This window comes from Micromonospora sp. RTGN7, from assembly GCF_033804645.1.
Classification (GTDB): Bacteria; Actinomycetota; Actinomycetes; order Mycobacteriales; family Micromonosporaceae; genus Micromonospora.
In genome coordinates, this window is the sequence record NZ_JAPZLF010000001.1 from 54,063 (window position 1) to 79,448 (window position 25,386).

Consider the following 25,386-nt stretch of genomic DNA (forward strand, 5'->3'; position numbering starts at 1 on the left):
CCCGCCCTAGGCCGGTTCCAGCGCGAGCAGTGGCTGGTCGTACTCCACCGGCGCCGCGTCGACGGCGAGGACCGCCACCACCCGGCCGGCACTCTCGGCCGTGACCTCGTTCATCAGCTTCATCGCCTCGACGATCCCCACCACCTGGCCGGAGCGGACCAGGTCGCCGACCGCGACGAACGGCGCGGCCCCGGGCTCCGGCGCGCGGTAGAAGGTGCCGACGACCGGTGACCGCACGACGATCTGGTCGCTGCCCGCCGGGGCCGGCGTCGGCGCGACGGCCGCAACGGACGGGGCGGACGTCGGCTGCGCCACCCCGTGCCACTCCACCTCCAACACGGTCTGCCCGCTGCTCAGCCGCACCCGGCGGACCGGGCCGGCCAGCTCGGCCACGAGGTCCCGGGCGTGGCGGCGCAACCCGGTCAGCACGGCGTCGTCGGGCTCGGCCAGCACGGCCTCGTCGGACGTCCCCCCGGCGGTCACCGCACGACCTCCGTCGGCGCGCCGACGCCGCCGGTGGTCCGCGCCGCGCCGTACCGGCGGAACCGCTGCCGGCGCCGGCGGACCAGGATCGCGGGCGGCACGTCGAGCAGCGGGGCCAGGTTCGCCAGCACCGCCCGGCGCAGCAGCTCACCGGCGGCCTCCGGGTCCGCGTGGGCCCCCGGCACCGGCTCCGCCACGATGTCGTCGGCGATGCCGAGCGCGCACAGGTCCGGCGCGGTCAACCGCAGCGCCCGGGCCGCCTGCGGTGCCGCGGAGCTGTCCGGCCAGAGGATCGCGGCGCATCCCTCGGGACTGATCACCGAGTAGACAGCGTGCTGGAGCATCAGAACCCGGTCGGCGACCGCGAGGGCCAGCGCCCCGCCGCTGCCACCCTCGCCGGTGACCACCGCGACCACCGGGACCGGCAGGCTGCTCAGGGTGAGGATGCTCTCCGCGATCGCCGCCGCCTGTCCCTGCTCCTCGGCGCGCACCCCGGGGTCGGCCCCCGGGGTGTCGACGAGCGTGACGACCGGCAGGCCCAGCCGGGCGGCGAGCCGCATCAACCGCAGCGCCTTGCGGTGCCCGGCCGGGCTGGCCATGCCGAAGTTGCGGGCGACAAGCTCCGCGGTGTGGTGCCCCTTCTGGTGACCGATGACCATCAGGTGCCGGTCGCCGAGGCGGGCCAGCCCGCCGACCACGGCCGGGCAGTCGGCGCCGAGCCGGTCGCCGTGCAGCTCGATGAAGCCGTCGAACGCGCTGTCGAGATAGTCCAGGGTGGTCGGCCGGCCCGGATGGCGGGCCATCCGCACCGTGTCCCACGGGTCGCCGGCACCGGCACCGTCCGGGGTGCCGGTCACGGTGCGGCCGTCCGGGGTGCCGGTCACGGTGCGGCCGTCCGGGGTGCCGGTCACGGTGCGGCCCGGCCCGGCCGGCGCGGCGGCGCACTGGCGCGGGACGAGCTGCCCGGTCTCCGTCCGGCGCACGGCCCGCCGGCCCGACCGGGCAGCGGCGATCAGCGCCACCAGCCGCCCCCGCAGGGCCCGGCGCTGCACCACCATGTCGACCTGACCGTGGCGCAGCAGGAACTCGGCAGTCTGGAACCCCTCAGGCAGCGCCCGGCCGGTGACCTGCCGGATCACCCGGGGGCCGGCGAAGCCCATCCGGGCGCCGCTCTCGGCCAGCAGCACGTCGGTGTTGGTGGCAAACGACGCGGCCACACCCCCGTACGTCGGATCGGTCAGCACGCTCACCGTCAGCAGCCCCGCCTCGCGCAACGCCCCGACCGCCTGACTCACAGTGGCCATCTGCATCAGCGACAGGGCGCCCTCCTGCATGCGCGCCCCACCCGACGCGGTGACCAGCACCAGCGGCACGCCGTCGGTCAGAGCCCGCTCGGCGGTACAGGTGATCAGCTCGCCGACCACGCAGCCGAGGCTGCCGCCGAGGAACCGGAAGTCCATCACCGCCAGCGCCACCGGGTGGCCTCCGATCGTGGCCGTACCGCAGACGACGGCCTCCGCCAGGCCGGTGCCGGCGCGGGCTGCGGTGAGCCGGTGCGGGTACGGCAGCACGTCGACGAAGCCGATCGGGTCCACGTCGTCCGGACAGTCCGGCAGGGCGACGAAGGAGGACGGATCGACGAGCTGACGCAGCCGCTCCGGCGCGCCGAGCCGGGCGTGCGCGCCGCACTCCGGGCAGACATCCAGGTTGCGTCGCAGCCGCTTGCGGTAGAGCAGGGCGGCGCACCCGCCGCAACGCGACCAGAGCTGCTCGTCTCGACCGACCGTGGCGGTCACGACCGCCGCCCGATCGCCGAATCCCGACGACGGCAGGAGAACGAGTCCCGCCCCGCCCGCCCGATCTCCAGCGGATGGACGGGCAGGTCGTACGGCCGGCGCCGGACCCCGGCCGGGTGCGGCGGCTCCGCCGCGCCCGGCTCGGCGACAACCCCGACGGCCTGTTCCTCGGCGGTGGGCACCACGTCGGCGACAATCAGCGAACGATCCATGAACGTGCCTCTCTAGGACCCGCGACGGGCGTGGCGTGGCCCGTCCGTCACGCGGGACGACTGCCGCCACGGTGCGCGTACCGCCGTCACGACGGCGTCACCGTCGGCTACCCACCGGACACGACTCATAGTGACGCTGCGTTGATGGAACCTGTGAATAATCCGTGCCGCGCCTGTGAATCACATACTGATGGCGACAAGTTTTCGCAGTTGAAGACGTGTCATGCTGACGACAGAGCAATTACCACAGCAGACAGCGGGTTGACTCACCGTAATCGCGGTTGTTAATCTTCAATCGGGTCAGCCCGGCCGTCGCGGTACTCGGTCCGGCCGCGTGGAGCCACCGACAGCAGTGGCGCCCCGGGCACACCCCGCGCGCCGGGACACATGACAGTCCGGACCAGGTCCGGTGCAGGGGGTGCCGCCGTGACCGCTGACAGGCTCACGCCGACGACAAGGCACGACGCGACCCCGGAGGTGTCGCTGCACCTGCTCGGGGGCTTCCGCCTGCTGCACAACGGGAAACCGGTCGTCGTACCCCGGGGTCTGCAACGCGTCCTGGCACTGATCGGGCTGCGACCCGGCGCCACCCGCAGCCACCTCGCCGGCCTGCTCTGGCCCGAGGCACCCGAGGAGCGCGCCCTGTCCTCCCTGCGGACCGCGCTGTGGCGGCTGCGCCAGGACCCGTGCTGCCCCCTGGTCACCACCGGCGACACCGCATGTCTGCACCCCAGCGTCCGGCTCGACGTCGATGACCTCACCGCCACCGCCACCCGGGTACGCGACGGCGACGACCCGGGCACCACCAGCGCCGCCCTCAGCGCCGGCCGGCACGACCTGCTGCCCGGCTGGTACGACGACTGGGTGCTGCTGGACCGGGAACGGTTGCGCCAGCTACGGCTGCACATGCTGGAACAGGTCGCCCGCAACCACATCGCGGCGGGCCGTCACGGTGAGGCGTTGGAGGCCGCGCTGGAGGCGATGGCGGCGGAACCGCTGCGTGAGACGCCGCACCGGCTGGTGGTGCGCATCCACCTCGCCGAGGGCAATGTCTTCGAGGCCGTGCACGCCTTCTACGCCTACCGCGACATGCTCCTGCGGGAGCTGCGCCTGGAACCGTCCCCGGCGATGTCCGCCCTGCTCCAGGACACGCTGGCGCCGATCCGGCGGGCCACCCGACCGGTCGCCCCCGACCCGCGCCGCGAACCGGCCCCCCGCACCAGCCCCCGCCCGCGCTGACCCGCGTCCCGCCCCAGGCAGGCCCAACCGAACCGTCACCACCACCACACTGCTGGTGACGGTGACGTGACAGACCGTCGGGAAGGGTGGGCCGCAGCGGTGCCCGTGGTCACCCGACCACCATCGGAGGGGCACCACCAGCGGGAGGGGTCCCATGAGTCGTCTACTGATCGTCAGCCGGATCATCCCCGGCGCGGAAGGCCGGGTGGCGCAGATCTTCGCCGAGTCCGACGTGACGGATCTGCCGGGCCTCACCGGGGTCCGGCACCGCTCCCTGTACTGCCTGCACGATCTGTGCGTACACCTGATGGAGACCGAGGACGTAGACCCCAGCAGCTTCGCCGCGGCGCGCAACCACCCGCTCTTTCTCCAGGTCAACGAGCGCCTCTCCGCACACACCTCGCCGTACCTGCCGACATGGCGCTCCCCGCGCGACGCCATGGCCGGTTGCTTCTACAGCTGGGACGCCACATCGTCGGTCAGCACCACCGGCACGGCCGGCTGAGCCGGCGGCCGACCCACATGTCAGCCAAGGCCCCACACATCCTGATCATCGGTGCCGGCACCGGCGGCCTGTGCCTGGCCCAGGGGCTACGCCGGGCCGGCCTCGACGTCTCGGTCCACGAACGCGTCACCGACCGCTCCGACGGGCTGCTCGGCTACCGGGTCGGCATCAGCCCCACCGGCAGCAGGGCCCTGCGGGAGTGCCTCCCGCAGGAACTGTTCGACACCTTCGTCGTCACCTGCGCCCGCTCCCCCCGGTACTTCAACGTCATCACCGAGCGGCTACGCCAGACCGCGTCGTTCGAACTGCGACCGGACACCGGCACGGTCGACACCGAACGGTCCGTCGCCCGGATGACCCTGCGCCAGGTGCTGCTCACCGGCCTGGAGGACGTCGTCCACTTCGGCAGGACCTTCACCCGGTACGAGCAACGCGACGACGGCACCGTCACCGCGCACTTCGCCGACGGCAGCAGCGCCACCGGCGAGTTGTTGGTCGCCGCGGACGGGACGCACTCCGCGGTCCGCCGCCAATACCTGCCACACGCCACCAGCCGGGACGCGGGCACCATCAACATCGCCACCCGGATCCCGCTGACCGACTACACCCGAGAGCTGATCCCGGAGCGGCTCCAGCAGGGCATCTCGCTCATCTTCGGCGGCGGCGGGATGATGGGCGTGCTGCACGTGATGGAGTTCAAGTGGGACCGCCATGGTGACGTCAAGCCCTGGGTGCGCGACACCGACGCCGCGCTGTTGCGCCGCTGGCCGGGCCTGCGGCACGACCCCACCCGCGACAACATCAATCTCATCATGTGGAGCACAGCCCGCCGGTTCCCCGCAAACATCATGAAACGCCGGGGCGGAGAACTCGTCCAGGTCGCCCTGGACCTGACCCGCAACTGGCATCCACGACTGCGCGAACTGCTGGCCCGCTGTGACCCCGGCAGCGCCCTGCCGGTAAAGGTGGCCACCTCCGACCCGGTCGCGCCGTGGAAGAGCAGCACCGTCACTCTTCTCGGCGACGCGATCCACAGCATGACACCGGGCCGCGGCGTCGGCGCGAATACCGCCCTGCGCGACGCCGCGCTGCTCTGCCGACAGATCAGACTCGCCGCCGCCGGCGACAAGCCCCTGGTGCAGGCCGTCGCCGACTACGAGGCAGAGATGATCCCGTACGGCTTCGCCCGGGTCGCCGACTCGTTGCGCAGTAGCGGCACCAGCGGCGGCGACGCCATGTACCGGCCGGTGATCGGCCGGCTCGCGCTACTCGGCGCGCGAAGCCACTTCGGCGTCACCAGCCGGGTCCCCGCGCTGCGCCGGAAGTTCGTTGACGACTTCTACAGCTATCGCAGCGAGTCCGACTGAACCGTCCACGCGGCCCGGCACCTCCCCACGGTGCCGGGCCGCGTGCCGTCCAGGTGTCCTCCAGGCTCGGCGGATGCCGCCCATCACGCGCGCGGGTGCCGCCCATATGCCGTCCGCGGAAGACCACGACGGGACGAAGCACGGAATGCGACCGTTGCACGCTCGGTCATTGCGCCGCCACAAGAGGTGTTGAGCGTCCCCGCCAGTGCCGCAGGCCCACAGACCTGTCTGTCGCCGGCACGACGCGTGTGCGAAGCTGCGACGGATTTTTCTCGCGACTTTTCACCAACACACTCACAAGAGGGAGGTTCGCCGTGCCGTCGACTTTCGGGCAATGGCTGATCGTGATCCTGGCTATTCTGCTGGGTACGGCGGCCGGATGGGTGCTACGCGGCCGGCGGGGCGCTCCGGCCACCGGTACGCCCATCGTGGAGGGCGATCCCGTCGCCGGGGTGGCCGTGATGTCCGCCCCGGCCGCCGAGGCCACCGTCGACACGAAGCGGCCAGAGGCCACCATCGCCCCGGCGGCCGAAACGATCGCCGTCGTCGACCGCCCCGCTCCCGAGACCGCCGAGGCGACTCCCCCGGGCGCGGTCCTGCACGACAGCGATCCGGCCGTCTTCACCCCCGGCGGCTTGGCCGATGCCGCGAGCGACCCGGCCGTCTCCTCCTCGGCCGTCTCCTCCTCGGCCGACGCCGCCAGCCCGATCGAGGCGGCCACCCCGGCCCTCACCGATCCCGCCGAGGACACCCCGCCGGTGATCCACCGGCCGGAGGAGCCGTCGGCTGACGAGCACGACCCCGCTCGTACCGACGAGCCGACGACCGGAACGGAATCGCGGACCACTCCGGTGTCGGAGGCGGAACCGACCTTCACGCCGGAGTCACCCGTCGCCCCGGCGACCGCGTCCCAGCCCGAGGTCGAGCCCCTGACCGCGTCCGAGCCGACCGGGGAAACGACGCCGACCCGCGCCGGGGCCGTTCCCGTCCAGCCGGTTTCCGCTGAGGCCGTTTCCGCCGAAGCCACTCCGACCGAGGACGCCCCCGCCGACGGTGACGCCTCCACCCGGGCCGCTGTGGCCGAGGATGCTCCTGTCTCGACCCCGGCAGCCCCGGTACCGGCCATCCCCGCCCCCCGCGTCGCCGCCGACGACGCCGAGCCGCCGGCGACCGACGCGCCGGTCGGCGTGAACGAGCAGGCCCCGTCAACGCCGACCGCGTCCCCCGTCACGACGCCGACGCCCGGGTCGACTGAAGCCGAAGCGGGAGTAGTGGACGGGGGCGGGGCAGCGGCCGCCGACGACTTCCGGCGGATCCAGGGCATCGGACCCAAGATGGCCACCGCGCTCCAGAACGCCGGAATTCGTACCTACCGGCAGCTGGCCGACCTGGACGAGGCCGCCCTGCGCGACACCATCCGGACCGCCGGCCTCCGGGCGGCCCCGAGCCTGGCCACCTGGCCTCAGCAGGCCAGGGTGCTCGCCGGGGCTCCGGCCGAGGCCGAGCGGACTTTCCCGGTGCCGGCCGGCGACAGCCCGTCCTGATTGGCGCTGACGCCCGACGGACGTCCTGACCGCGCCGCCCGGGCCGGTGGCCCCGAACAGGGGGTCACCGGCCCGGGCGGCCATTCTGTTGGCGGACGCCGCCCCCGCCAACGCGTCGGGACAACGCCCATCCCGGGGTACGCCAACGGGTACGTCGTGATCCAGCTCGGACGCGGACCGCTCCGGTTGCCGCAGCCACCGGCATCGACACCCGGCGGCGATCCACCCGGTTCCCCGCCTCGTGGTGGGACGCCAAGCACCAGCGTGCCCTCACTGCCCCGGGCACACCCGTAGCCGGTCGACCACGCTTCCCGCAGCGCTGCACTGACCGAACTCGGACAACCGTCGCACTGGCTCGGACCCCGGGCGCCGTTTAGCCGATCCTCACGTCTGGGTACAACGGGCTCAGCTCGACCCACCACAACCCGGGAGGAAGCCATGCGGCGTGGCCCGTCGATTTTGGGAATCATCCTTGTCATCTGGCTCGTTATCGGCGCCATCGCCGCAGGCCAGCGTGGCTACTACAAAGGCGACGACACGAACTGCGCCGAGGCGGGCACGATTCTGGTGACCATCGTGGCCGGACCGCTGAACTACATCGGCGCCAACCCGAAGATCGACTGCGAACTTCCCGAGCCGTCCAAGTAGGTCCACCGGTCTCCGGCCCGCGCCCCCACCCGGGGACGCGGGCCGTGGCATTGCCCGATCGACCCCGTCACACCGCCCGTGGCATCCTAGGAGGCTGGTTCTCTTTTTCGAACTAGACGGCTTCCCGGCCACGTCCCAGGTGTCCAGTTCCCGGGGGTATGTCCTCGGAGTTCGGGGCGGGATGGGCATACCATCGCGTTCCCTAGGGAGCTGCCCCGTCTGCGCGCCCACCTCGCCCCGCCCCTCGTGCCGCAGGGCGTGGCCGGTGCCTGCCTTCGCTCGGTGGTACGCGTCTGGCCCGCCGCTGCCTTCTTGCCGTACGTGCGTCCGGCCGTCCCTGCTTTTATCCGATGCGTCCGGCCCGCCCTGCCGGCCTCGATGCCCTGCCCCGTCCATTCGGGCAGCCCTCTAGCGTCCGGCCCGGCCCTCGAAGCCCTTCGCCTGCACCGCCCGGCCGTCACGCACAACGCTGTAGATGTCGACGCCGGCCGCGCGGCCGGCGGCGACGCCGAGCTGCCGGTGGCGGACAACTGCCCGGTGCTGGCCGGTGACCGCACCGCGACCTGGTCGAGCGTGGTGTCGATGTCGAACAGGGTCGTGGCGGTGTCCGTGCCCGGGTCGCCCCCCACCTGGCGGCCCAGGACGGCCGGTCGGCACGGTCTGGGCAGGGGGTGTCCCCGCGCTTCCCCCCCGGTAGCGCGGGGACCCCCCGTCCCGGCTACTGCAGGAACGCCCCGAGGGGCGACAGCAGCAGCCGGCCGAGCGTGGCGGCATTGTCGTCCAGCCGCTCACGCTCACACTCGCGGGCCTCCGGATCGTGCCGGCAGCGCCAGATCTTCTGCGCGTTGCGCCAGGCCACGTTCCGGGTGTACTCCACCAACTCGCCCTGGTACCAGTCGTCGATGTCACCGTTGAGCATGTCGATCATGAGCTGCCAGTTGTCCAGGTAACCGCGGCGCAGCTCCGGGATCCGCTCGGCGAAGATATGATTGATCTGCAGGTAGTCGCGGTGCTGGTCGCTGCCGTCGACCGGCTCGGACTCCAGGCTGTCGAGCGTGGTCACCAGCGCGAACGGCAGGTCGTAGTTGATGTGCGCGTTCACCCCGGCCGCGGCTGAGGGCAGCGGCCGAGCGTCGGGGCCCCGCATCCGCTTGAACAGGCACGCCCAGGCCCGCGGCGTGCTCGGGCTCGACTCGGTCCAGTATCGCAGCGCGTCGAAGTAGCGGGCGGCGAACTCCACGTCGAGCCGGGCCAGGAAGACCGGATCGGCGAATCGATCGCCGTACAGGCCGTCGAGCACGCTGGTCGTGATGGTCAGGTAGAGCTCGTTGAAATCCGCGAGGGGGCAGCTGCGCTCCAGCGGAGGCAGCCGGACCAGCAGGTCCTGGAGCTTGGTGAGGTGGTCCACCACCGCCGGCACGTCCGCCGGGTGGTCGGCCAGCAGTCCGACGATGTCCTGGTGCACCGGGCCCCAGACCGGCTCGCCCATTTTTCCTCCACTGTGGTCCGAGGCACCCCCGTGCCGTCGACATCGGAGCACAGCCTCTCAGCCCTCGCCGGTGTGACGGATCAGTAGAACGACGTATATGTAGCCGACCCACGTACGTCGGGCCTACCCGGGACGATTACGCAGGAAGATCGCGCTGGCCTGCACCCGGGTGCGGACCTGGAGTTTGTCGAAGATGTGCGAGACGTGCACGCCGATGGTCCGCTCGCTGATGAACAACCGCTGGCCGATCTCCTTGTTGGTCAGCCCCTCGGCCACCGCGGTGAGCACCTCGCGCTCCCGGGCGGTGAGCACCGCCAGTTCGTCGCTGGCCGACTCGTCCCCGGCCGCGGACCGCCCCTCGACCGACATGCCGTGCTCCTCCAACCGCACCCGGGCCCGACCTGCCAGGGTGCGGATCTCGGTGCTCAGCGGCACGGCGCCCAGCGCCTGGGCCACCTGGTAGGCCTGGCGCAGCAGCTTGCCGGCGGTCGCGGTGCGGCTGCGCCGGGCCAGCAGCGCCTCGGCCTGCCGCAGCCGGGAGTACGCCGCAGGGTAGGGGTGGTGCCGGCGGTCCCACTGGGCCACCGATCGGGCCCACAGCGCCGGGTCGCTGCCGTCGAGGCGGCTGAGCTCGGCGTCACACAGCGCCAGGAATCCGTCGACGACATCGCGCACCGGGCGGGCGGCGTGCTCGCTCTTGCGGGCCACCCGCTCGGTCACCTCGCGCAGCCGACGCACGGCCGTGGCGTCGACCGGCACCGTGCGGGACGCGTGGGCCTCGGCCTCGGCGCGCAGCCCGTGCCAGACCAGGGCGGCGAGGATGCCCATGTCGTCGGAGCGGCTCTCGGTCACGCCCCGCTGCACCGCCTGCCGGGCCAGGTCGTGCCGCCCCTGCCACATCGCCAGCCCGGCGCGCAGGGTCAGCAGCGGGATGACGTGCCGGGCGCCCCCGCCGGCCAGCACGGTCGCCACGGCCTCCAGGTCCCGGTCGGCGGCGTCGATGTCGCCGTAGCCGACGGAGAGCCGGCAACGGGCCAGCAGCAACTCGACGGCGTCCGCCCCGGAGGGCCGGTGGCGCAGCGCCGCCGCGATAACCTTCTCCGCCTCGGCCCACTGCCCGACCCGGAACAGGCCGTTCGTGGCGATGGCCAACAGCCGGGTCTCGTACGTGCGCCCCAGCCCCAACTCGGCGACCCGCTCGGCGCCCCGGCGGGCGACCACGACGCCCTCCTCCAGGATGTTCAGCGGCCCGGTGAGCAGCTCCGCCAGGTGCAGGTACGCGCAGGCCACGTCCTCGGGCCGACCCGCCCGCTCGGCGGTGTCCAGGGCCTCCCGCATGACCGCCAACCCGGCGTCCGGGTCCTCCAGGTAAGCCTCGCTGAACCCGAGCGCCATGCTGGCCAGCACGACTTCGGAGACGGATCCCTCTACCTCGGCGGCCAACTCCAGAGCCTCCCGGGCCCGGTCTCCGGCGTCGGCATACCGGCCCAGGTACAGCAGCAGCTCGGCCAGGTGCGCGGCGGCGACGGCCCGCTCCCGGGGGGTGCAGTCGGCGACAGCGAGGGCCCGCCGGTACTCCGCCTCCGCCGGGGCCGACCGGCCGGCGGCGGCCAGGTAACGGGCCCGCCGGATGTGCAGTGCGCACGCCGGGGTCGCACCCCCGACGGCGGCCAACTCCTCCAGCAGGGCCAACGCCCGGGCGTGCTCGCCACAGTGGTGGGCCGTCTCGGCGGCGTGCCGCAGCAACTCCGCGCGGTCGACGTCGATCAAGCGGTCGGCCGGGGACGCCCCGCTGACCGGGACGTCGGCCAGTTGGAGGGCCGCCGACCAGTGCCGGTGCGCCTCGGCGAAGCCGTGTAGTCGCTCGGCCTCCCGGGCGGCGGCCACCGCCGCCGGCAGGGCCCGACCCGGCTCGCCGGCCAGCCGCCAGTGGTGCGCCAGCCGGGCCTGGTGCAGCTCCGCCGGGACCGCGGTCAGTGCCTCGGCATACCGGCGGTGCAGGACCGCGCGTTCGGCGGGCAGCAACTCGTGGGCGAGGACCTCCGCGACCAACCGGTGCCGCAGCCGGTACCCGTCGTCGTCGACGACCAGCAGCCGGTGCGCCACGGCCGCGCGGACCGCGTCGATCAGCTCCTCCTCCGGCAACCGGGTCGCCTCGGCCAACAGCCAGTGCGCCACCGGCTCCACCCCGACGGCCACCGCGTGCACCACCGCGTGCGCGGGTTCGGGCAGCGCGTCCACCCGGGCCAGGAAGATCTCCCGCAGCGTGTCCGACAGCCCGTCCCGGCCGTCGCGCAGGTCCCGGGCCAGCTCCTCGACCACGAACGGGTTGCCCCCGCTGCGTTGCCACACCGACTCCGCTGCCTCCCCGCCCAGCGGCCGGCCCACGATCTCCGTCGCCAACCGCTCGGTGTCCGCCCGGTCCAGCGGGGCCAGGTCGAGCACCCGCACCGACCGCAGTCGCCGCAGCTCGGTCAGCACCCGACGCAGCGGATGCGCGCCCTGTAACGACTCGGCCCGCACGGCCGCGAGCACCGACAGTTGCAGGTCGCCCAGGCCGGCGAGAAGATAGAGCAGCAACTCCCGGGTGCTGCGGTCCACCCACTGCAGGTCGTCGAGCACCAGCACCAGCGGGCGGTCCTGGGCCACCAGGTGCAGCCCCCGGGACACCCGCTCCAGCAGGGTGCCCGCCCCGTCCGGGCCGCCGGTCTCCTCGGCGAACGTCTTCAGCAGCCCCCGCACCGCCGACGAGGTACGGGCGTGTGCGGCCGTCAGGTCGGCGTCGAACCGGCGCAACGCCTGCAACAGGGGGTGTAGCGGGGAGGCGTCGCCGATGTCGAGGCATGCGCCGGTGAGCACCAACGCGCCGGCCGCGCGCAGCCGGTCGGCCACCTCGCGCAGCAGCCGGGTCTTGCCCACCCCGCTCTCGCCCGTGAGGAAGACCGCCGCGGTCTGCCCCGGCCCGACGTCGTCGAGCAGCGCCGACCGCAGCGTCGCCATCTGGTCGGCACGGCCGACGAGCGGTGCGGTGTCCACATCGCTGGCCATGGCTCGCAGCCTAGTCACAGGTCCCCGAACCGTTCTACGGGTCCGCGCCGCCATTCGTACGCCTCGCGTCGACATTGCGACTAAAGGTTGCGGGGGGCCCGACATACGTCGTTCTGCCGATCCCCGGAAGTGCCGACGGTGGGAGTCTCCTGGAGTCATCAGGCACCAAAACGGGGGGAAAGGACGGTGCGCTGCCAATGTCCACGATCGTCGCGAAAGCACTGGTCACAGCACCGGCGGAGTGGCCGGTGCCGGAGGAACGGCGGACGGTCTCGGTGCTCTTCGCCGACATCGTCGGCTCGACCGCGCTGGTCGACCGGCTCGACCCGGAGGAGGTGCGGGCCCTGCAACGCGCATACTTCGACACCGTCGCCGGGGTGCTGGGCCGGTGGGGCGGGGTGGTCGAGAAGTACGTCGGCGACGCGGTGATGGCCCTGTTCGGGGCCCGGGAGTCCGACGGCTTCGACGCGTACCGCGCGGTGCGGGCCGGGTTGGAGATCCAGCGCGCGCTGGACGGGCGGGCGCTGCCCGGCGCGGCGGCCCTGCGCACCCGGGTCGGTGTCGCCACCGGCGAGGCGCTGGTGGATGTCGCGGCGTTGCGCGACGGTGCGCACGGCACGGCCAGCGGCGCGGTCATCACCGCAGCCGCCCGCCTCCAGGAGTACGCCCCGCCCGGCGCAGTCATCGTCTGCGCGGCCACCCGCCGCGCCACCGCCGGCCTGATCGACCACGGCGCGCTCCCCCCGCTGACCGTCGCCGGCAAGCCGTTGCCGATGGACGTCGCGCTCGCTGCCGGGGTGGCCCGCCGCGAGCCGGCCGGGCATCACGGCCGGTTGGTCGGCCGTCGCCGCCAGCTGGCGTGCGCGCGGGACCAGGTGCTGCGGGCGGTACACGAGCGCAGCCCGCGTTGGGTGTCACTGGTCGGCCCGGCCGGCAGCGGGCGCAGCCGGGTGCTGCACGAGCTGCGCCGCGCCGTCGACGCCGTCGGCACGACGCCGGTGCCCTGGTACGTGGCGGCCTGCCCGCCGTACCCGGAGCGGCCCCTGGAACCCGTGGCCGACCTACTGCGCGCGTTCGCCGGCGTACGCGCCGAGGACACCCCGGCCATCGTCCGCCGGCGGTTGCTCGCGGCGCTGGACGGCCTGGTGCCGCCGGTTCGGGCGCTCTCCACGGTGGCAGCGTTGGAGGGGCTGCTCGACGGTTCGTTCCCGGCCGGCGCGGCGGTCTGGCAGCGGCTGCTGCTGCACCGGGCCGCCACCCAGCCTGTGGTGGTGGCGGTGGACGACCTGGACCGCGCTGCCCCGGCGGTGACCCGGTTCCTGCGGACGCTGTTCTCGGCGGCCGTCACCCGGGGGCTGCCGCTGGCTGTGGTGACCACCCACCGTCCGGAGTGGGCACACACCGATCCCGGGCCGGGCGACCGGCGCACCGAGGTGCCACTGCCCCCGCTGTCCGGGGTGGAGACCGGGCGGCTGCTGCGCCGGCTGCTCGCCCGAGCCGGCCGGCCGACGGCGCTGACGGCGCGGCTGCTGCCCCTGGTCGGCGGCCTACCCGGGCATGCCGAGGCGTACGTGCGGCGGTTCGTCGACGGGGCGGAACCGGCGGCGGAGCTGCCGGATCGGGTGCGCGCGGCGGCCGGTGCCCGGCTGGACACCTGCGCCGGCCCGGAACGGGCCGTGACGATGGTGGTCGCCACGCTGGGGCCTGCGGTCTCCGCCGCGCGGGTGGACCAGGCCCTCGGCTGGGCGCCGGGTCGGGCCGAGCCGGTCCTGCTCCGGCTCGCCGGGCGCGGCCTGCTGCGCCGCGCCACCATGGATGGATACCACGTCGCGGACCCGGCGCTGCGCAGGGTCGCGCACGACCGGCTGCCGAGATCGGTACGGGCCGACGTCGCCCGTCGGACCGACCTGACGACCCCGACCGGGGCGGGCGGAGCCGTCGGGACAACTCGGCTCTACGACATGGCGCGACCGGACGACGCGGCTCCGGCCCACTCGTTCGGCACGCCGGCGATCATGGGGCCGGCCTCCGCCGCGCCAACCGGTCCGGCCGTGTGCGCACGCCCCGCGCTCGCGCTCGCCGGCACGCCCGGCTGGCCACGTCCCACGGCCGCCGCGTTCGCCCCGCCCCTCGGCCCACGCCCCACCGTCGACCAGGCCGTCGCCGCGTCGGCCCCGACCCCCAGCCCACGCCCCGCCGCCGTCGCGTACACCGCCGCGCTCAACCCCACGGTGTGGTCACGTGCCGTGGTCAGCGCGGCGCACGAGCCGGCCCGGAGCCCTCGCCTCGCGATAACCGGTTCGCCCGCGCCCCCGGCCGACGCAGGTGCGCCGGGGGACCTCCGCCCGGCCGGGCCCGACCGGCCCGGCGCCGCCGGCCCCACCCTGGCGCGACTCGTCAGCCTTCGCGAAAACGCCCCCCTGGCCCGACTCGTCAGCCTTCGCGAAGGCGCCCCGTCGCCGGCGGTGCCCGGCAATCCGGTCGACCCGGACCGCAACTCCGTCGGAATCGGGGCCGGATCGGGCACCCGGACGTCGCCGTCGCGTGCGGCGATCGGCGCACCGGCGGCGTCGAGGCGTACGACGGTCGGCAGGATAGCCGTCGGTGCGACGGCGGCCGGCTCGACCACGGCGGCCGGGGCGACCACGGCGGCCGGCTCGACCACGGCGGCCGGGGCGATGGGCCCGAGGCGGACGGACCGACCGGGCACGGGAAACGGGCTCCTGGCCGTGGCGGCCTGAGGAGAAGGCCACGTACCCGGCCGTCGGCCGCCCGGCGTCCGCCGTCAGCGACCGTCGAGAAAGGTGAGCACACGCTCCCAGGTCAGCTCGGAGGCGGCCGCGTCATAGTCGGGGACGCCCGGGTCGGTGAAGAGGTGACCCGGGCCGGGATAGCGGTAGACCGACAGGTCGGCTCCCGCAGCGGTCATCGCCCGCTGCCACGCCTCGACCTCGTCCTGCGGCTCGTACTCGTCGGGGTCAGCGAGGTGCAACTGCACCGGCAGGCCCGGTCGGACCGCGCCCGGTGTGCCGGCGATGCCGTGCAACAGGAGCAGGGCGGCGGCGGGTCGCTCGGCGAGCAGTTCTGCGGCCACCCACACGCCGAAGGAGAAACCGGCCATGACCGTGTCGGGCGGCAGGCCCGCCACCGCCGCTCGGGCCCGATCCAGCGTGGTCTGCTTGCCGACCTTGTCCAGCAGGGCGAACCCTGCCTCGACGGTGTCGACGGCGGGCTCACCGTACAGGTCGGGGGTGACGACCCGGTGCCCGGCGGCACGCAGCCGGTCGGCGGCGGCCAGCACGGCCGGGCGCAGGCCGTAGACGGAGTGGAACAGCGCGACATCGCTCATGTCGCCATCCTGGTCCAGGGGTCCCTGTTCCACCAGGCGGACGGCGGTGCGACCCGCCCGGCGTGGACACCCGCCGGTCCCACCTCATCACGCGGTGCGGTTGCACAATGACGCGCAGTTGCCAGCCCCCAGGAGGACCACCGATGACAAGCAGCGAAGTTCACCGGGAGGCACCCCCGCGCTCCCCCCGGGTGCCGCCGGCCACCCGCCGGGAGGACCTGGTCACCGTCGTACTCGGCGCGTGTCTGGTGGCCGGGGCGATGTCCGACGGTTGGGCGCACAGCAACATCGTCGAGACCATCGAGGGGTTTTTCACCCCGTGGCACGGCCTGCTCTACGCGGGCTTCACCGCCACCGCGGCGTGGACGTTCTGGCTGGCGTACCAGCGGCGCGACGTGGCGCCCCGGTGGTGGCGCGACGCCTTCCCGGCCGGTTACCGGGTCGGGGCGATCGGCGCGGTGGCCTTCCTGCTCGCCGGCCTGGCCGACCTGGCCTGGCACGAGATCATCGGGGTCGAGGTGGGCCTGGACGCCGAGTTCAGCCCGAGCCACCTGCTGCTGGACGCGTCGGCGGTGCTGCTGCTGACCAGCCCGCTGCGGTCCTGGTGGGCCAGCGGGGAACGCGGGGGACGATCGGCGACGGGGGTGGCGTCGCTGGCCCTGGGCGTGATGGCACCGTCGATCCTGCTCACCTACGCGTCGGCGTTTCTCACCCTGGCGCCGACCCGCGCGATCGGCGCCGCCGGGATGCAGCAGACGGCGGTCCTCGGCGTCGACGCGTACCTGATCACCGCGCTGGTGCTGGTCGGGCCGTTCCTGCTCGTGCACCGAAGGCGGGCGACCCCGGGGGCGGGTGCCGCCCTGGTCGCCGGGGTGGCGCTGTTCGACATGGTGATGCACGAGTTCCCGACGCCGCAGGTGTGGGCCGCCCTCGCGGCGGTCTGCGGCGCCGGCCTCGCCGACGTGCTGCTGCTGCGGCTGGACGCGATCCGTGGGCGGGACGCCGTGCTGCGGCTGCCGGTCGCCGGCGCCCTGCTCGCCGGGCTGGTGGTCGCCGGGCACCTGGCGGGCCTCGCGCTGGCCGCCGGAATCCGCTGGACGCCAGAGGTGACCACCGGCGTCGTCACCCTCGCCGCGCTCCTGGGCGCCCTGCTCGGCGGCCTGGCCGCCCGCCCCGCCCCGACACCACCCCCGGCCGTCCCGGTCCGGATCCCGGCCCCGGCCGGGCCGGCCAGTGCGGCCCCGGTGGTCGCCGACCCCGTCCCGCCGGCCCGGGCCGACCCGGGCCGCTGACCGGCGGCTGGCCGGGGCGTCTGACCCGGCTGGCCCGGGGCCGTCCGGGTCAGCCGGACAGCAGCGTCTTGCCGACCGTCTCCCGGTCCTCGATGGCCCGGTGCGCGTCGGCGGCGCGGTCGAGCGGGAACGTCTGCCCCACCAGCGGCGCCACCCGGCCGGCCGCGACGGCGTCCAGTGCTGCCAGCAGGTGGCGTCGTCGGGCCTGCGCCGTGAGGGCCCGCAGGTCCCCGATGCCGCTGACCGCCACGCCCCTGGCAAGGGCCGACGCGGGGTCCGGCACGGCGAAACCACCGGCCGGAGCGCCGTACGCGCACGTCCGGCCGCCGGACACGACCAGGTCGAACGCCGCCCGGCCGTACGCCCCGCCGGCGCCGTCGAGGAGGATGTCAACGCCGCCGAGGACGGTGCGTACTCGTTCGGTCCAGTCCGGGGCCGAGTAGTCCACGATCTCCTCGGCGCCGAACCTGCGCAGCGCGTCCCGCTTGGTCGCGCCGCGCGCCGCCCCGACCACCCGGGCGCCTGCGGCGTGTGCCGCCTGGAGCAACAGCGCGCCCGATCCGCCGGCGGCGGCAGTGATCAGCACCCGATCGCCGGCCCGGACGCCGCCGACCAGGTCGAGCACGGCGAACGCGGTGAGTCCGTCGGTCAACAGGGCGGCAGCGTCCCGCAGCGACACCGTCGGGGGCACGGCGAAGAGGTCGTCGACCGGCACCAGTGCCCGGTCCAGGTAACCGCCCCCCGGCCCGGTCCGGGTGACCACCCGCCGGCCGGCCCAGGCAGGATCGACGCCGGCGCCCACCATGGCGACCGTCCCGGCCACCCCCGAACCGGGCCGGTACGGAGGCCGGTCCGGGAACCACGTCCCGGCCCGGCCCGCACGGATCGCCGTGTCGATCCACAGCACGTTCGCATAGGCCACCTCGATTACCGCCTCGCCCGGGCCCGGCGACGGGTCCGGCACCTCGGTCAGCGCCAGCACCTCCGGTCCACCGAACCGGGTCACCTCGATCACTCTCATGCCATACCTCCATGTGGCTCGCCCTCACCGCCCAGACTCGGACATGAAGCGGCGTTGAGGTCAACCGGCGGCGGGAACGACGTGGGTCACGGGCCTTTCGGCGGTAACATCCGGCCGGCGGAGGCACGACAGGAGCAGCGCCGTGGCGCCGCGAGTCGCCCCGTCCGGTCCCCGCCGATGGCGGCCGTGCTGCTGGGAGGACGAGGTGACCGGAGCGGACCCGCACCGGGTCGACCCCGATGCCGACCTGCGCGTACCCGGGGACCGGGGCGAACTGCGGTCGCACCCGGCGGCGGTGCTCGGCGTGATCGCGGCCGGGGGCGTCCTCGGCGCGCTGGCCCGCGCGGGGCTCCAGGCCGCCTTCCCACACCGGCCCACCGGCTTCCCGTGGGCGACGTTCGCCGTCAACGTGACCGGATGCCTGCTGATCGGGGCGCTGATGGCGGTGGTCACCGCCGGGCGGGCCCGGCCGCTCACCCGGCCCTTCCTCGGCGTCGGCGTGCTGGGCGGTTTCACCACCTTCTCCACGTACGCGGTCGACGTGCGACTGGCGGTGGCGGCCGGGGCGGCCGGCACCGCGCTGACGTACCTGGCCGCCACCCTGGTGGGTGCGCTGATCGCGGTGTGGCTCGGCGACGCCGCCGCCGGCCGGTTCCTGCGCCGCACGGCCCCCGCCTCCCCGGTGGTGGCGGGCGGCGGCCCGCCGGGCGCGAGCGGTTTGCGGGCGACGGACGGGTCGGCCCCGACCGGCCGGGCCGACGAGGATCGGGAGGCCCGGTGACGGTCCTGCTGATCGCCCTCGGCGCGGCCGTCGGGGCGCCGCTGCGCTACCTCACCGACCGGGCCGTGCAGTCCCGGTACGGCTCGTCGTTCCCGTGGGGCACCCTGACCGTGAACGTGCTCGGCTCACTGCTGCTCGGCGCCCTGGTCGCCGCGCCGGTCGGGCCGGCCCTCTCCGCGCTGCTCGGCACCGGCTTCTGCGGCGCGCTCACCACCTACTCGACCTTCGGCTACGAGACGCTGCGGCTGGCCCGCGACGGGTCCCGGTGGCCCGCCCTGGCCAACACGCTGACCAGCGTGGCCGCCGGGCTGGCCGCGGCGTCGCTCGGCTACGCGGTGACCCGCGCGCTGACCGGGTGACCCGCGGGAGAACGTGGCGCCACGACCCGGGGTCGAGCGACCCGGGGCCCGCGGCGGGCGGTACCGGCCCACCGGGCCGGATCGGGATCAGCGCGCCCGACGCTCGGGGTGGGCCCGACTCCAGACCCGCATCCGTTCCGGATATCCGGTGCGCGCCGCCTCGTAGAGCGGCACCGCGTGCCGTGGGGCAATCTTCGCAGCGACCCGGTCCGCCGCCGGATCCACTCGCCGTCGTGGGCGATCGCCACCTACTGGGTGCCGGGTGAAAAGAAGCTGACCACGGTGAGCGCCGGCCGCACGCTCACCCGGTGACCGGCGGTGGCGGCGCGGGGTCCGCCAGGCCGTCACCGAACCGGTCGGGAACCGGCCAACGGTCGGGTCACCGGGACCAGGGCAAGGGCGGGCAGCAGCAGGAGCGGCACCACGATCAGGGCGCGCAGCGTGCCGACGTGGTCGCCGAGCAGGCCGAGCAGCGGCGGGCCGCCGAGGAACGCGGTGTAGCCGATCACCCCGACGACGCTGACCCGGGCCGGCGCGTGGTCCTCGTCGTCCGCGGCGGCGCTCAGCCCCACCGGGAAGCCGAGCGACGCGCCGAGCCCCCACAGCGCGACCCCGGCGATCGCGACCGGCCCGGAACCGGCCAGCACCGCGAGAGCGGCGCCGAGGCCGGCGCACAGGATTGTGGCGAGCAGCACCGGCACCCGGCCCCAGCGGTCCAGCGCCACCGTGCCGGCGGTGCGGCCGACGGTCATGCCGACCACGAAGACGCCGAAGACGGCGGCGCCGGCGGCCTCGCTCAGCCCGTACCCGTCGACGAACGCCACCGCGAGCCAGTCGTTGGCACTGCCCTCGGTGAACGCCATCACCAGCACCAACAGGCCGATGAGCAGGGTGCGCGGCTCCCGCCAGGCGGCGAGCAGCGAGCCGCGACGCGCGGCGGCGGCGTCGTGGGCGGTTCCCGGTTCGGCCCCGCCGGCCGCCAGGAAGGACCGGGCCCCGAGCAGCGTGCCGGCGAGCACGACCGCCGCCAGCACGGTCAGGTGCGCGGCGATCGGCACCCCGAACCGGGCCGCCGCCGCGCCGAGTCCGGCGCCGGCCACCGAGCCGAGGCTCCACGCGGCGTGGAACCGGGGCAGGATCGTCCGACCCAGCCGCCGCTCGACGGCCGTCCCCTCGATGTTCATCGCCACGTCGCAGGAACCGGAGCCGTAGCCGAACAGGAACAGGCCGACGGCGACGCCGGGCAGGGACCCGGCAAGCCCGGCGGACAGCCCGGCCACCGTCATGCCGCCCGCCACCAGCAGGACGGTGAACGCCACCGTGCGGGCCGCGCCGAGGCGCTGGGTGACCAGTCCCGCGGTCGGCATCGCCAGCAGCGCGCCGACGGACATGGCGAGCAGCAACAGCCCGAGGCGACCGGCGCTGAGGTCCAGCGCCTCGCGGACCGCCGGCACCCGGGAGAACCAGGACGCAACCGCCAGGCCGTTGAGGGCGAACACGACCGCCACGCCGTTGCGGGCGGCCAAGACCGCGCGCGGTACGCCGGCCGGCATCTTTCCCCGGTCGTCGGTCGGGGCGTCGGCGGTCCTGCTCACGGGGTGGCTTCCTCTCCGGCGGGCGACGTTGTCCGCCCCATTGGACACCCCGATCCGACAGCACCTACCACCGGCCCTGCCCCTTACCCAGCAGCCGAACCGGTGGACCGGCCGTAGGCGGCGGGCAGGCTGGCGGCGAGGACCAGGGAACGGACCGTTCCGCCGCACCGGGAACCGGCGCGAGCCACCCGGGTCGACGCCGGGGGTTCACACCGCCGGGAGGCCGAGCGCCTCATCGATCCGGCCGAGGGCGGCGTCGTCGTCCACCCCGATCCCGCGCAGCAGGTCGACGGCGGTGGTCCGCAGATGCCCGACGATCATCGCCAGCGGCACGGTACCGCCCGGGGTGGGCAGCCGGCCGGCGCCCCGGACCGCCTCCAGCGCGGCGGTCTCGGCGCGGGCTGCGTGCCCGTCGGCGGTGTTCTTGCGGCCATCCAGGTCGGCGGCCAACGCCTCCCCGGCGGCGTGCACCGCCTCGGCCATGGAGCGGATCGCGGCGCCGAGGCCATCCGGTGCGGGACTGGGCAGTCGGGTGAGGATCACCCCGGCCCGGGCCAGAGCCCGCACGTTGCGTACGACGCTGTCGATCTGCCCGATGGACGCGTCGACCGAGTGCAGCCGGTTGATGCTCGATCGGCGGCGCACCCGCAGGGTCAACGCCTCGCCGGCGGCGCGCACCCCGGCGCGCAGCCGCTGCACCCCCGCGTCCATCCCCCGAGCCCGGTCGAGGGTGGCCCGGGCGGCGGCCTCGTCGTGGGCCTCGAGCGCGGCGGCGACCTCGCCGAGCAGCCCGGCGAGGTCGCCGAAGATCCGCCGGAACTCAGCGGCCAACGGGACGAGCGGATGGCGGGCACCGACGATCTGACTGACGACGAGGGCTACCACACCGCCGATCAGCGCGTCGACGAATCGGAACGGCACCAGCGACTCGGTGGGCGGGGAGACCACCACCACGTAGAGGGCCGAGACGGCGGCCTGCTGCACGGTGACGCTGCCCGCGCCGAACGCCACGGCCAGCACGAAGGTGATCAGGATGACGATGAAGATCGTCCAGCTTCTGCCGGGGCCGAGGGCCTGCACCAGCACGTCGGCGACGAACACCCCGGCGGCGACACCGAACAACACCTCCAACGCCCGGCGCGTCCGGTGTCCCCGGGCCTGACCGAGGACGATCAGCGCGGCGGCTGGGGCGAAGAACGGCCGCGAGTGCCCCAGCAGCCAGGTGGCCAGCAGCCAGGACACGGTGGCCGCCAGGGTGCCCTCCACCACCACCGTCCAGCTCCGCCGCAGCCGACCGGCCGCCTGCCGGAACCAGCCCCATCGGACCATCGCCGCCTCCTCCACCGCCTGGCGGGCGCGCGTTCCACACCAATAGTAGTGCTTTGTCCGATTCATTTCCGGTACCTGCTGGGTGCCGAAGGATCGCCGGGCGGCGTCAGGCGTCAGCCCGGTCGACGAGCAGCACGCCGGCGATCTCGATCACCCCGCCACCCTGGGCCGTCGCGCCGCGCCGGCGGGTCAGGCGACGTGGGCAAGGTAGGCCGTGATCGCGGCGGCGAGGATGTCGGGGCCAGGCCGGGACCACAGGTCGGCGTGGAAAACCTCCACCTCGATCGCGCCCCGGTAGCCGGCGTCGTCGACCGCGTCGCGGAACCGGCGCAGGTCGATGCACCCCTCCCCCGGCAGGGCCCGACCGAGCAGCACTCCCTCGGGCAGCGGCGTGACCCAGTCCGCCACCTGGAACGCGGCGATCCGGTCGCCCGCGCGGGCGATCTGCCGGTACACGGTGTCGTCCCACCAGAGGTGGTACGTGTCGACGACCACCCCGACGGTGCCCGGGTCGAAGCGCTCGGCGATGTCGAGGGCCTGACCCAGGGTGGAGATGACGCACCGGTCGGCGCAGAACATCGGGTGCAGCGGCTCGATGGCCAACCGCACCCCGGCCGCCGTGGCGTGCGGGGCCAGCTCGGCGATGGCGTCGGCGACCCGCTCGCGGGCGCCGTCGACGTCCCGGCTGCCGGCCGGCAGCCCGCCGGAGACCAGCACCAGCTCACCGGTGCCGAGGGTGGCGGCCTCCTCGATCGCCCGCAGGTTCGCCTCGCGCCAGCCGTCCGTGGTGAAGAACCCGCCCCGGCAGAGCGAGGTGACCGTCAGCCCGGCGTCCCGGACCAGCCGGGCCGCCCGGTCGAGGCCGTACTCCTGGACCGGCTCCCGCCACAGCCCGATGCCCGGGATTCCGCCGGCCACGCAGCCGGCGACCAGTTCCTCCAGCGGCCACCCGGTGGCGGTGGCCTGGTTGAACGAGAACCGGGCGAGGCGGCCGGCGGCCACCGCCGGCTCCCGCACGGCGGTCACTGGGCCACCCCGGCGACGGTGAAATACGCGCGGGCCCGGGCGGCGGCCAGCTCGGCGTCGGGCAGCAGCCCGGCGGCGTCGGCGAGGGTGAGCAGCCGGGCCAGGTGCGCCGGCGACCGGCCGGCCTGCTGACCGCCGACCATGGTGAAGTGCTCCTGGTGGCCGGTCAGCCAGGCGAGGAAGACGATGCCGGTCTTGTAGTGCCAGGTCGGGGCCGCGAAGAGGTGCCGGGCCAGCGGCACCGTCGGCGCGAAGACCTCGTCGTACGTCGCGAGGTCGCCGGCGTCGAGGGCGGCCAGCGCGGCGGCGGCGGCCGGGGCGATCGCGGCGAAGACCCCGAGCAGGGCGTCGGAGTGCCCGACCTCGTCGCCACGGATCAACTCCGGGTAATGGAAGTCGTCGCCGGTGTAGAGGCGCACCCCGGCGGGCAGCCGGCGGCGCAGGGCGACCTCCCGGTCGGCGTCGAGCAGCGACACCTTGATCCCGTCCACCTTCTCCGCGTGCTCCTTCACCAGCTCCAGCACGGCGTCGGCGGCAAGGTCCAGGTCGGACGATCCCCAGTAACCGGTCAGCGCCGGGTCGAACATCTCGCCGAGCCAGTGCAGCACCACCGGCTGGTCGGTGGCGGCCAGCAGGTACGCGTACACCCGCTGGTAGTCCTCCGGGCCCCGGGCGGCGGCGGCCAGGTGCCGGCTGCACATCAGCACCGGCCGGGCCCCGACGGCCAGAACCTCGGCGAGCTGCTCGGCGTACGCGTCGCGGATCTGCTCGAGGCTCGCCGGGCCGGCGGGGAGCTGGTCGGTGGCGACCCCGGTGACGATCCGCCCGCCGGCCGACCGGGCCTCGGCAGCGCTGCGCCGGATCAGTTCCCGGGTGGCCGGGTGGTCCAGGCCCATCCCGCGCTGCGCGGTGTCCATCGCCTCGGCCACCCCCAGCCCGTACGACCACAGGTGGTGACGGAAGGCCAGGGTGCGCTCCCAGTCGACGGCGGCCGGGGCCCCGGGGACGTTCTCGGCGCGTGGGTCGGCGACGACGTGCGCGGCGGCGTACGCGATGCGGGAGGTCGCCGGGGCGGCGGGGCGGGGAAAGCCGCCGGCGCCGGAGAGCCGGTGCCGGGTGCCGTCGGGGAGGGTGACCTCGGCGGTCATCGGGGCAGCTCCGGTATCTCGACGCGGCAGTGCTCGCGGGCGGAGCGCAGGCCCAGCTCGGCGAGCTGCACGCCGCGCGCGCCGGCCAGGAAGTCCCACGGGAACGGCTCGTCGGCCACCACGTGCCGCAGGAACGCCTCCCACTGGACCTTGAAGCCGTTGTCGAACTCGTCGTTGTCGGGCACCTCGGTCCACTGGGACCGGAAGTTCTCGCCCGAGGGCAGATCCGGGTTCCAGACCGGCTTCGGGGTGACCGACCGGTGCTGGACGCGGCAGGTGCGCAGCCCGGCGACCGCGCTGCCCTCGGTGCCGTCGACCTGGAACTCGACCAGTTCGTCCCGGTTGACGCGGACGACCCAGGAGGAGTTGAGCTGGGCGATGATCCCGCCGTCGAGTTCGAAGATGCCGTACGCGGCGTCGTCGGCGGTGGCCGGATAGGGGCGGCCCGCCTCGTCGACGCGGCGTGGAATGTGGGTGGCGGTGACGCAGGTGACCGCACGGACCGGGGCGAAGAGCTCCTCCAGCAGGTAGTGCCAGTGCGGGAACATGTCCATCACGATGCCGCCGCCGTCCTCGGCGCGGTAGTTCCAGGACGGGCGCTGGGCCGGCTGCCAGTCGCCCTCGAAGACCCAGTAGCCGAACTCGCCCCGCACGGAGAGGATCCGGCCGAAGAAGCCGCCGTCGAGCAGTCGCTTGAGCTTGCGCAGGCCGGGCAGGAAGAGCTTGTCCTGCACCACCCCGGTGCGTACGCCCGCGGCGTCGGCGGCCCGGGCCAGCTCCACCGCGGCGGCGCTGGCCTCGGCGAGGGGCTTCTCGGTGTAGATGTGCATGCCGGCGTCGATCGCCTGTCGGACGGCCTTCTCCCGCTGCTGGGTGAGCTGGGCGTCGAAGTAGACCTCGACGTCGTCGCGGGCCAGCGCGGCGGTCAGGTCGGTGGTCCAGTCGGTCAGCCCGTGCCGCTCGGCGATGTCGCGGAGCCGGTGCTCGTTGCGTCCGACCAGGATCAGCTCGGGCCAGATCCGGGTGCCGTCGGCCAACGGCACCCCGCCCTGCTCCCGGATGGCGAGCAGCGAACGGACGAGGTGCTGACGGTAGCCCATCCGGCCGGTGACGCCGTTGACGATGATGCCGATCGGCCTGCGGCTCATGTGCTCT

At 74.4% G+C, this 25,386-nt stretch carries 21 protein-coding genes and 1 pseudogene; 10 read left to right on the plus strand and 12 right to left on the minus strand.

Annotated elements, in window-relative coordinates; all coding sequences use genetic code 11:
- Window positions 1-6: 6 nt before the first annotated feature.
- Genes accB through SNR22_RS00275 form a run of 3 tightly spaced genes read right to left on the minus strand, consistent with a single transcriptional unit; the run spans window position 7 to window position 2,491 of the window.
- Window positions 7-483: an acetyl-CoA carboxylase biotin carboxyl carrier protein gene (gene accB, locus SNR22_RS00265; RefSeq protein ID WP_320064136.1), complete on the minus strand. Its 477-nt coding sequence runs from the start codon at window positions 481-483 to the stop codon at window positions 7-9.
- Entirely contained in the window at window positions 480-2,279 is a 1,800-nt protein-coding gene (locus SNR22_RS00270) for an acetyl-CoA carboxylase carboxyltransferase subunit alpha (protein ID WP_320064137.1), read from the minus strand. Before SNR22_RS00270 ends, accB begins: the two co-directional genes overlap by 4 nt.
- The gene (locus SNR22_RS00275; RefSeq protein ID WP_320064138.1) at window positions 2,276-2,491 is read right to left on the minus strand and encodes a hypothetical protein; all 216 of its coding nucleotides are present in this window, start codon (window positions 2,489-2,491) and stop codon (window positions 2,276-2,278) included. The genes SNR22_RS00270 and SNR22_RS00275 overlap by 4 nt, the downstream gene beginning before the upstream one ends.
- 426 nt (window positions 2,492-2,917) lie before the next feature.
- Here SNR22_RS00275 and SNR22_RS00280 point away from each other — a divergent pair, with 426 nt between their 5' ends.
- From SNR22_RS00280 to SNR22_RS00300, 5 genes and pseudogenes are all read left to right on the plus strand, one after another.
- The gene (locus tag SNR22_RS00280) at window positions 2,918-3,730 is read left to right on the plus strand and encodes an AfsR/SARP family transcriptional regulator (RefSeq protein WP_320064140.1); all 813 of its coding nucleotides are present in this window, start codon (window positions 2,918-2,920) and stop codon (window positions 3,728-3,730) included.
- 154 nt (window positions 3,731-3,884) lie between these two features.
- Window positions 3,885-4,235, plus strand: coding sequence for a TcmI family type II polyketide cyclase (locus tag SNR22_RS00285; protein WP_320064141.1), 351 nt, complete (start codon window positions 3,885-3,887; stop codon window positions 4,233-4,235).
- 17 nt (window positions 4,236-4,252) lie between these two features.
- On the plus strand, window positions 4,253-5,602 hold the full coding sequence (locus tag SNR22_RS00290; RefSeq protein ID WP_320064142.1) for an NAD(P)/FAD-dependent oxidoreductase: 1,350 nt from the start codon (window positions 4,253-4,255) through the stop codon (window positions 5,600-5,602).
- Between the two features lie 1,292 nt (window positions 5,603-6,894).
- Window positions 6,895-7,146, plus strand: a pseudogene (locus SNR22_RS00295) (helix-hairpin-helix domain-containing protein); the annotation flags it as partial.
- Between the two features lie 438 nt (window positions 7,147-7,584).
- Window positions 7,585-7,794: a hypothetical protein gene (locus SNR22_RS00300; RefSeq protein WP_320064144.1), complete on the plus strand. Its 210-nt coding sequence runs from the start codon at window positions 7,585-7,587 to the stop codon at window positions 7,792-7,794.
- Window positions 7,795-8,512: 718 nt separating this feature from the next.
- On the opposite strand, the gene SNR22_RS00305 is transcribed toward SNR22_RS00300, so the two are convergent.
- Both SNR22_RS00305 and SNR22_RS00310 read right to left on the minus strand, forming a co-directional pair.
- Complete coding sequence (locus tag SNR22_RS00305) at window positions 8,513-9,283, minus strand: DUF5995 family protein (protein ID WP_320064145.1); 771 nt, start codon at window positions 9,281-9,283, stop codon at window positions 8,513-8,515.
- Between the two features lie 123 nt (window positions 9,284-9,406).
- The gene (locus SNR22_RS00310) at window positions 9,407-12,331 is read right to left on the minus strand and encodes a helix-turn-helix transcriptional regulator (protein ID WP_320064147.1); all 2,925 of its coding nucleotides are present in this window, start codon (window positions 12,329-12,331) and stop codon (window positions 9,407-9,409) included.
- 197 nt (window positions 12,332-12,528) lie between these two features.
- On the opposite strand from SNR22_RS00310, the gene SNR22_RS00315 reads away from it, so the two are divergent.
- Window positions 12,529-15,072 carry an AAA family ATPase gene (locus SNR22_RS00315; RefSeq protein WP_320064148.1) on the plus strand — a complete coding sequence of 848 codons (2,544 nt, stop codon included), beginning with the start codon at window positions 12,529-12,531 and terminating at the stop codon, window positions 15,070-15,072.
- A gap of 44 nt (window positions 15,073-15,116) precedes the next feature.
- On the opposite strand, the gene SNR22_RS00320 is transcribed toward SNR22_RS00315, so the two are convergent.
- Window positions 15,117-15,680: a dienelactone hydrolase family protein gene (locus SNR22_RS00320; protein WP_320064149.1), complete on the minus strand. Its 564-nt coding sequence runs from the start codon at window positions 15,678-15,680 to the stop codon at window positions 15,117-15,119.
- 143 nt (window positions 15,681-15,823) lie between these two features.
- Here SNR22_RS00320 and SNR22_RS00325 point away from each other — a divergent pair, with 143 nt between their 5' ends.
- On the plus strand, window positions 15,824-16,972 hold the full coding sequence (locus SNR22_RS00325) for a hypothetical protein (protein ID WP_320064151.1): 1,149 nt from the start codon (window positions 15,824-15,826) through the stop codon (window positions 16,970-16,972).
- Between the two features lie 49 nt (window positions 16,973-17,021).
- On the opposite strand, the gene SNR22_RS00330 is transcribed toward SNR22_RS00325, so the two are convergent.
- A complete protein-coding gene (locus SNR22_RS00330) occupies window positions 17,022-17,993 on the minus strand; it encodes a zinc-binding dehydrogenase (RefSeq protein ID WP_320064153.1) in 972 nt (323 codons plus the stop codon).
- Window positions 17,994-18,198: 205 nt separating this feature from the next.
- Here SNR22_RS00330 and SNR22_RS00335 point away from each other — a divergent pair, with 205 nt between their 5' ends.
- From SNR22_RS00335 to SNR22_RS00345, 3 genes are all read left to right on the plus strand, one after another.
- On the plus strand, window positions 18,199-18,774 hold the full coding sequence (locus SNR22_RS00335; protein WP_413775562.1) for a FluC/FEX family fluoride channel: 576 nt from the start codon (window positions 18,199-18,201) through the stop codon (window positions 18,772-18,774).
- Window positions 18,771-19,133, plus strand: a complete 363-nt coding sequence (crcB, locus tag SNR22_RS00340) for a fluoride efflux transporter CrcB (protein WP_320064154.1) — start codon at window positions 18,771-18,773, stop codon at window positions 19,131-19,133. The genes SNR22_RS00335 and crcB overlap by 4 nt, the downstream gene beginning before the upstream one ends.
- A gap of 177 nt (window positions 19,134-19,310) precedes the next feature.
- Window positions 19,311-19,445 (plus strand): hypothetical protein, encoded by a 135-nt coding sequence (locus tag SNR22_RS00345; protein WP_320064953.1) that lies wholly within the window; start codon window positions 19,311-19,313, stop codon window positions 19,443-19,445.
- A 32-nt stretch (window positions 19,446-19,477) separates the two neighbouring features.
- Here SNR22_RS00345 and SNR22_RS00350 read toward each other — a convergent pair whose 3' ends face one another.
- The 5 genes from SNR22_RS00350 to SNR22_RS00370 all read right to left on the minus strand — a co-directional run bounded on the left by SNR22_RS00350 (window position 19,478) and on the right by SNR22_RS00370 (window position 25,379).
- The gene (locus tag SNR22_RS00350) at window positions 19,478-20,686 is read right to left on the minus strand and encodes an MFS transporter (RefSeq protein ID WP_320064931.1); all 1,209 of its coding nucleotides are present in this window, start codon (window positions 20,684-20,686) and stop codon (window positions 19,478-19,480) included.
- 249 nt (window positions 20,687-20,935) lie between these two features.
- Window positions 20,936-22,057 carry an FUSC family protein gene (locus SNR22_RS00355; RefSeq protein ID WP_320064155.1) on the minus strand — a complete coding sequence of 374 codons (1,122 nt, stop codon included), beginning with the start codon at window positions 22,055-22,057 and terminating at the stop codon, window positions 20,936-20,938.
- 189 nt (window positions 22,058-22,246) lie between these two features.
- Entirely contained in the window at window positions 22,247-23,083 is an 837-nt protein-coding gene (locus tag SNR22_RS00360) for a sugar phosphate isomerase/epimerase family protein (protein ID WP_320064156.1), read from the minus strand.
- Window positions 23,080-24,231 (minus strand): dihydrodipicolinate synthase family protein, encoded by a 1,152-nt coding sequence (locus SNR22_RS00365; protein ID WP_320064157.1) that lies wholly within the window; start codon window positions 24,229-24,231, stop codon window positions 23,080-23,082. The genes SNR22_RS00360 and SNR22_RS00365 overlap by 4 nt, the downstream gene beginning before the upstream one ends.
- Window positions 24,228-25,379, minus strand: a complete 1,152-nt coding sequence (locus SNR22_RS00370; protein ID WP_320064158.1) for a Gfo/Idh/MocA family oxidoreductase — start codon at window positions 25,377-25,379, stop codon at window positions 24,228-24,230. The genes SNR22_RS00365 and SNR22_RS00370 overlap by 4 nt, the downstream gene beginning before the upstream one ends.
- Window positions 25,380-25,386 lie beyond the last annotated feature (7 nt).

Excerpts from the sequence above, each read along its gene's own strand:
- SNR22_RS00275 (WP_320064138.1), bottom strand. The coding sequence starts at position 2,491 with ATGGATCGTTCGCTGATTGTCGCCGACGTGGTGCCCACCGCCGAGGAA.
- SNR22_RS00285 (WP_320064141.1), top strand. The coding sequence starts at position 3,885 with ATGAGTCGTCTACTGATCGTCAGCCGGATCATCCCCGGCGCGGAAGGC.
- SNR22_RS00290 (WP_320064142.1), top strand. The coding sequence starts at position 4,253 with ATGTCAGCCAAGGCCCCACACATCCTGATCATCGGTGCCGGCACCGGC.
- SNR22_RS00300 (WP_320064144.1), top strand. The coding sequence starts at position 7,585 with ATGCGGCGTGGCCCGTCGATTTTGGGAATCATCCTTGTCATCTGGCTC.
- SNR22_RS00305 (WP_320064145.1), bottom strand. The coding sequence starts at position 9,283 with ATGGGCGAGCCGGTCTGGGGCCCGGTGCACCAGGACATCGTCGGACTG.
- SNR22_RS00310 (WP_320064147.1), bottom strand. The coding sequence starts at position 12,331 with ATGGCCAGCGATGTGGACACCGCACCGCTCGTCGGCCGTGCCGACCAG.
- SNR22_RS00315 (WP_320064148.1), top strand. The coding sequence starts at position 12,529 with ATGTCCACGATCGTCGCGAAAGCACTGGTCACAGCACCGGCGGAGTGG.
- SNR22_RS00320 (WP_320064149.1), bottom strand. The coding sequence starts at position 15,680 with ATGAGCGATGTCGCGCTGTTCCACTCCGTCTACGGCCTGCGCCCGGCC.
- SNR22_RS00325 (WP_320064151.1), top strand. The coding sequence starts at position 15,824 with ATGACAAGCAGCGAAGTTCACCGGGAGGCACCCCCGCGCTCCCCCCGG.
- SNR22_RS00330 (WP_320064153.1), bottom strand. The coding sequence starts at position 17,993 with ATGAGAGTGATCGAGGTGACCCGGTTCGGTGGACCGGAGGTGCTGGCG.
- SNR22_RS00350 (WP_320064931.1), bottom strand. The coding sequence starts at position 20,686 with ATGCCGGCCGGCGTACCGCGCGCGGTCTTGGCCGCCCGCAACGGCGTG.
- SNR22_RS00355 (WP_320064155.1), bottom strand. The coding sequence starts at position 22,057 with ATGGTCCGATGGGGCTGGTTCCGGCAGGCGGCCGGTCGGCTGCGGCGG.
- SNR22_RS00365 (WP_320064157.1), bottom strand. The coding sequence starts at position 24,231 with ATGACCGCCGAGGTCACCCTCCCCGACGGCACCCGGCACCGGCTCTCC.
- SNR22_RS00370 (WP_320064158.1), bottom strand. The coding sequence starts at position 25,379 with ATGAGCCGCAGGCCGATCGGCATCATCGTCAACGGCGTCACCGGCCGG.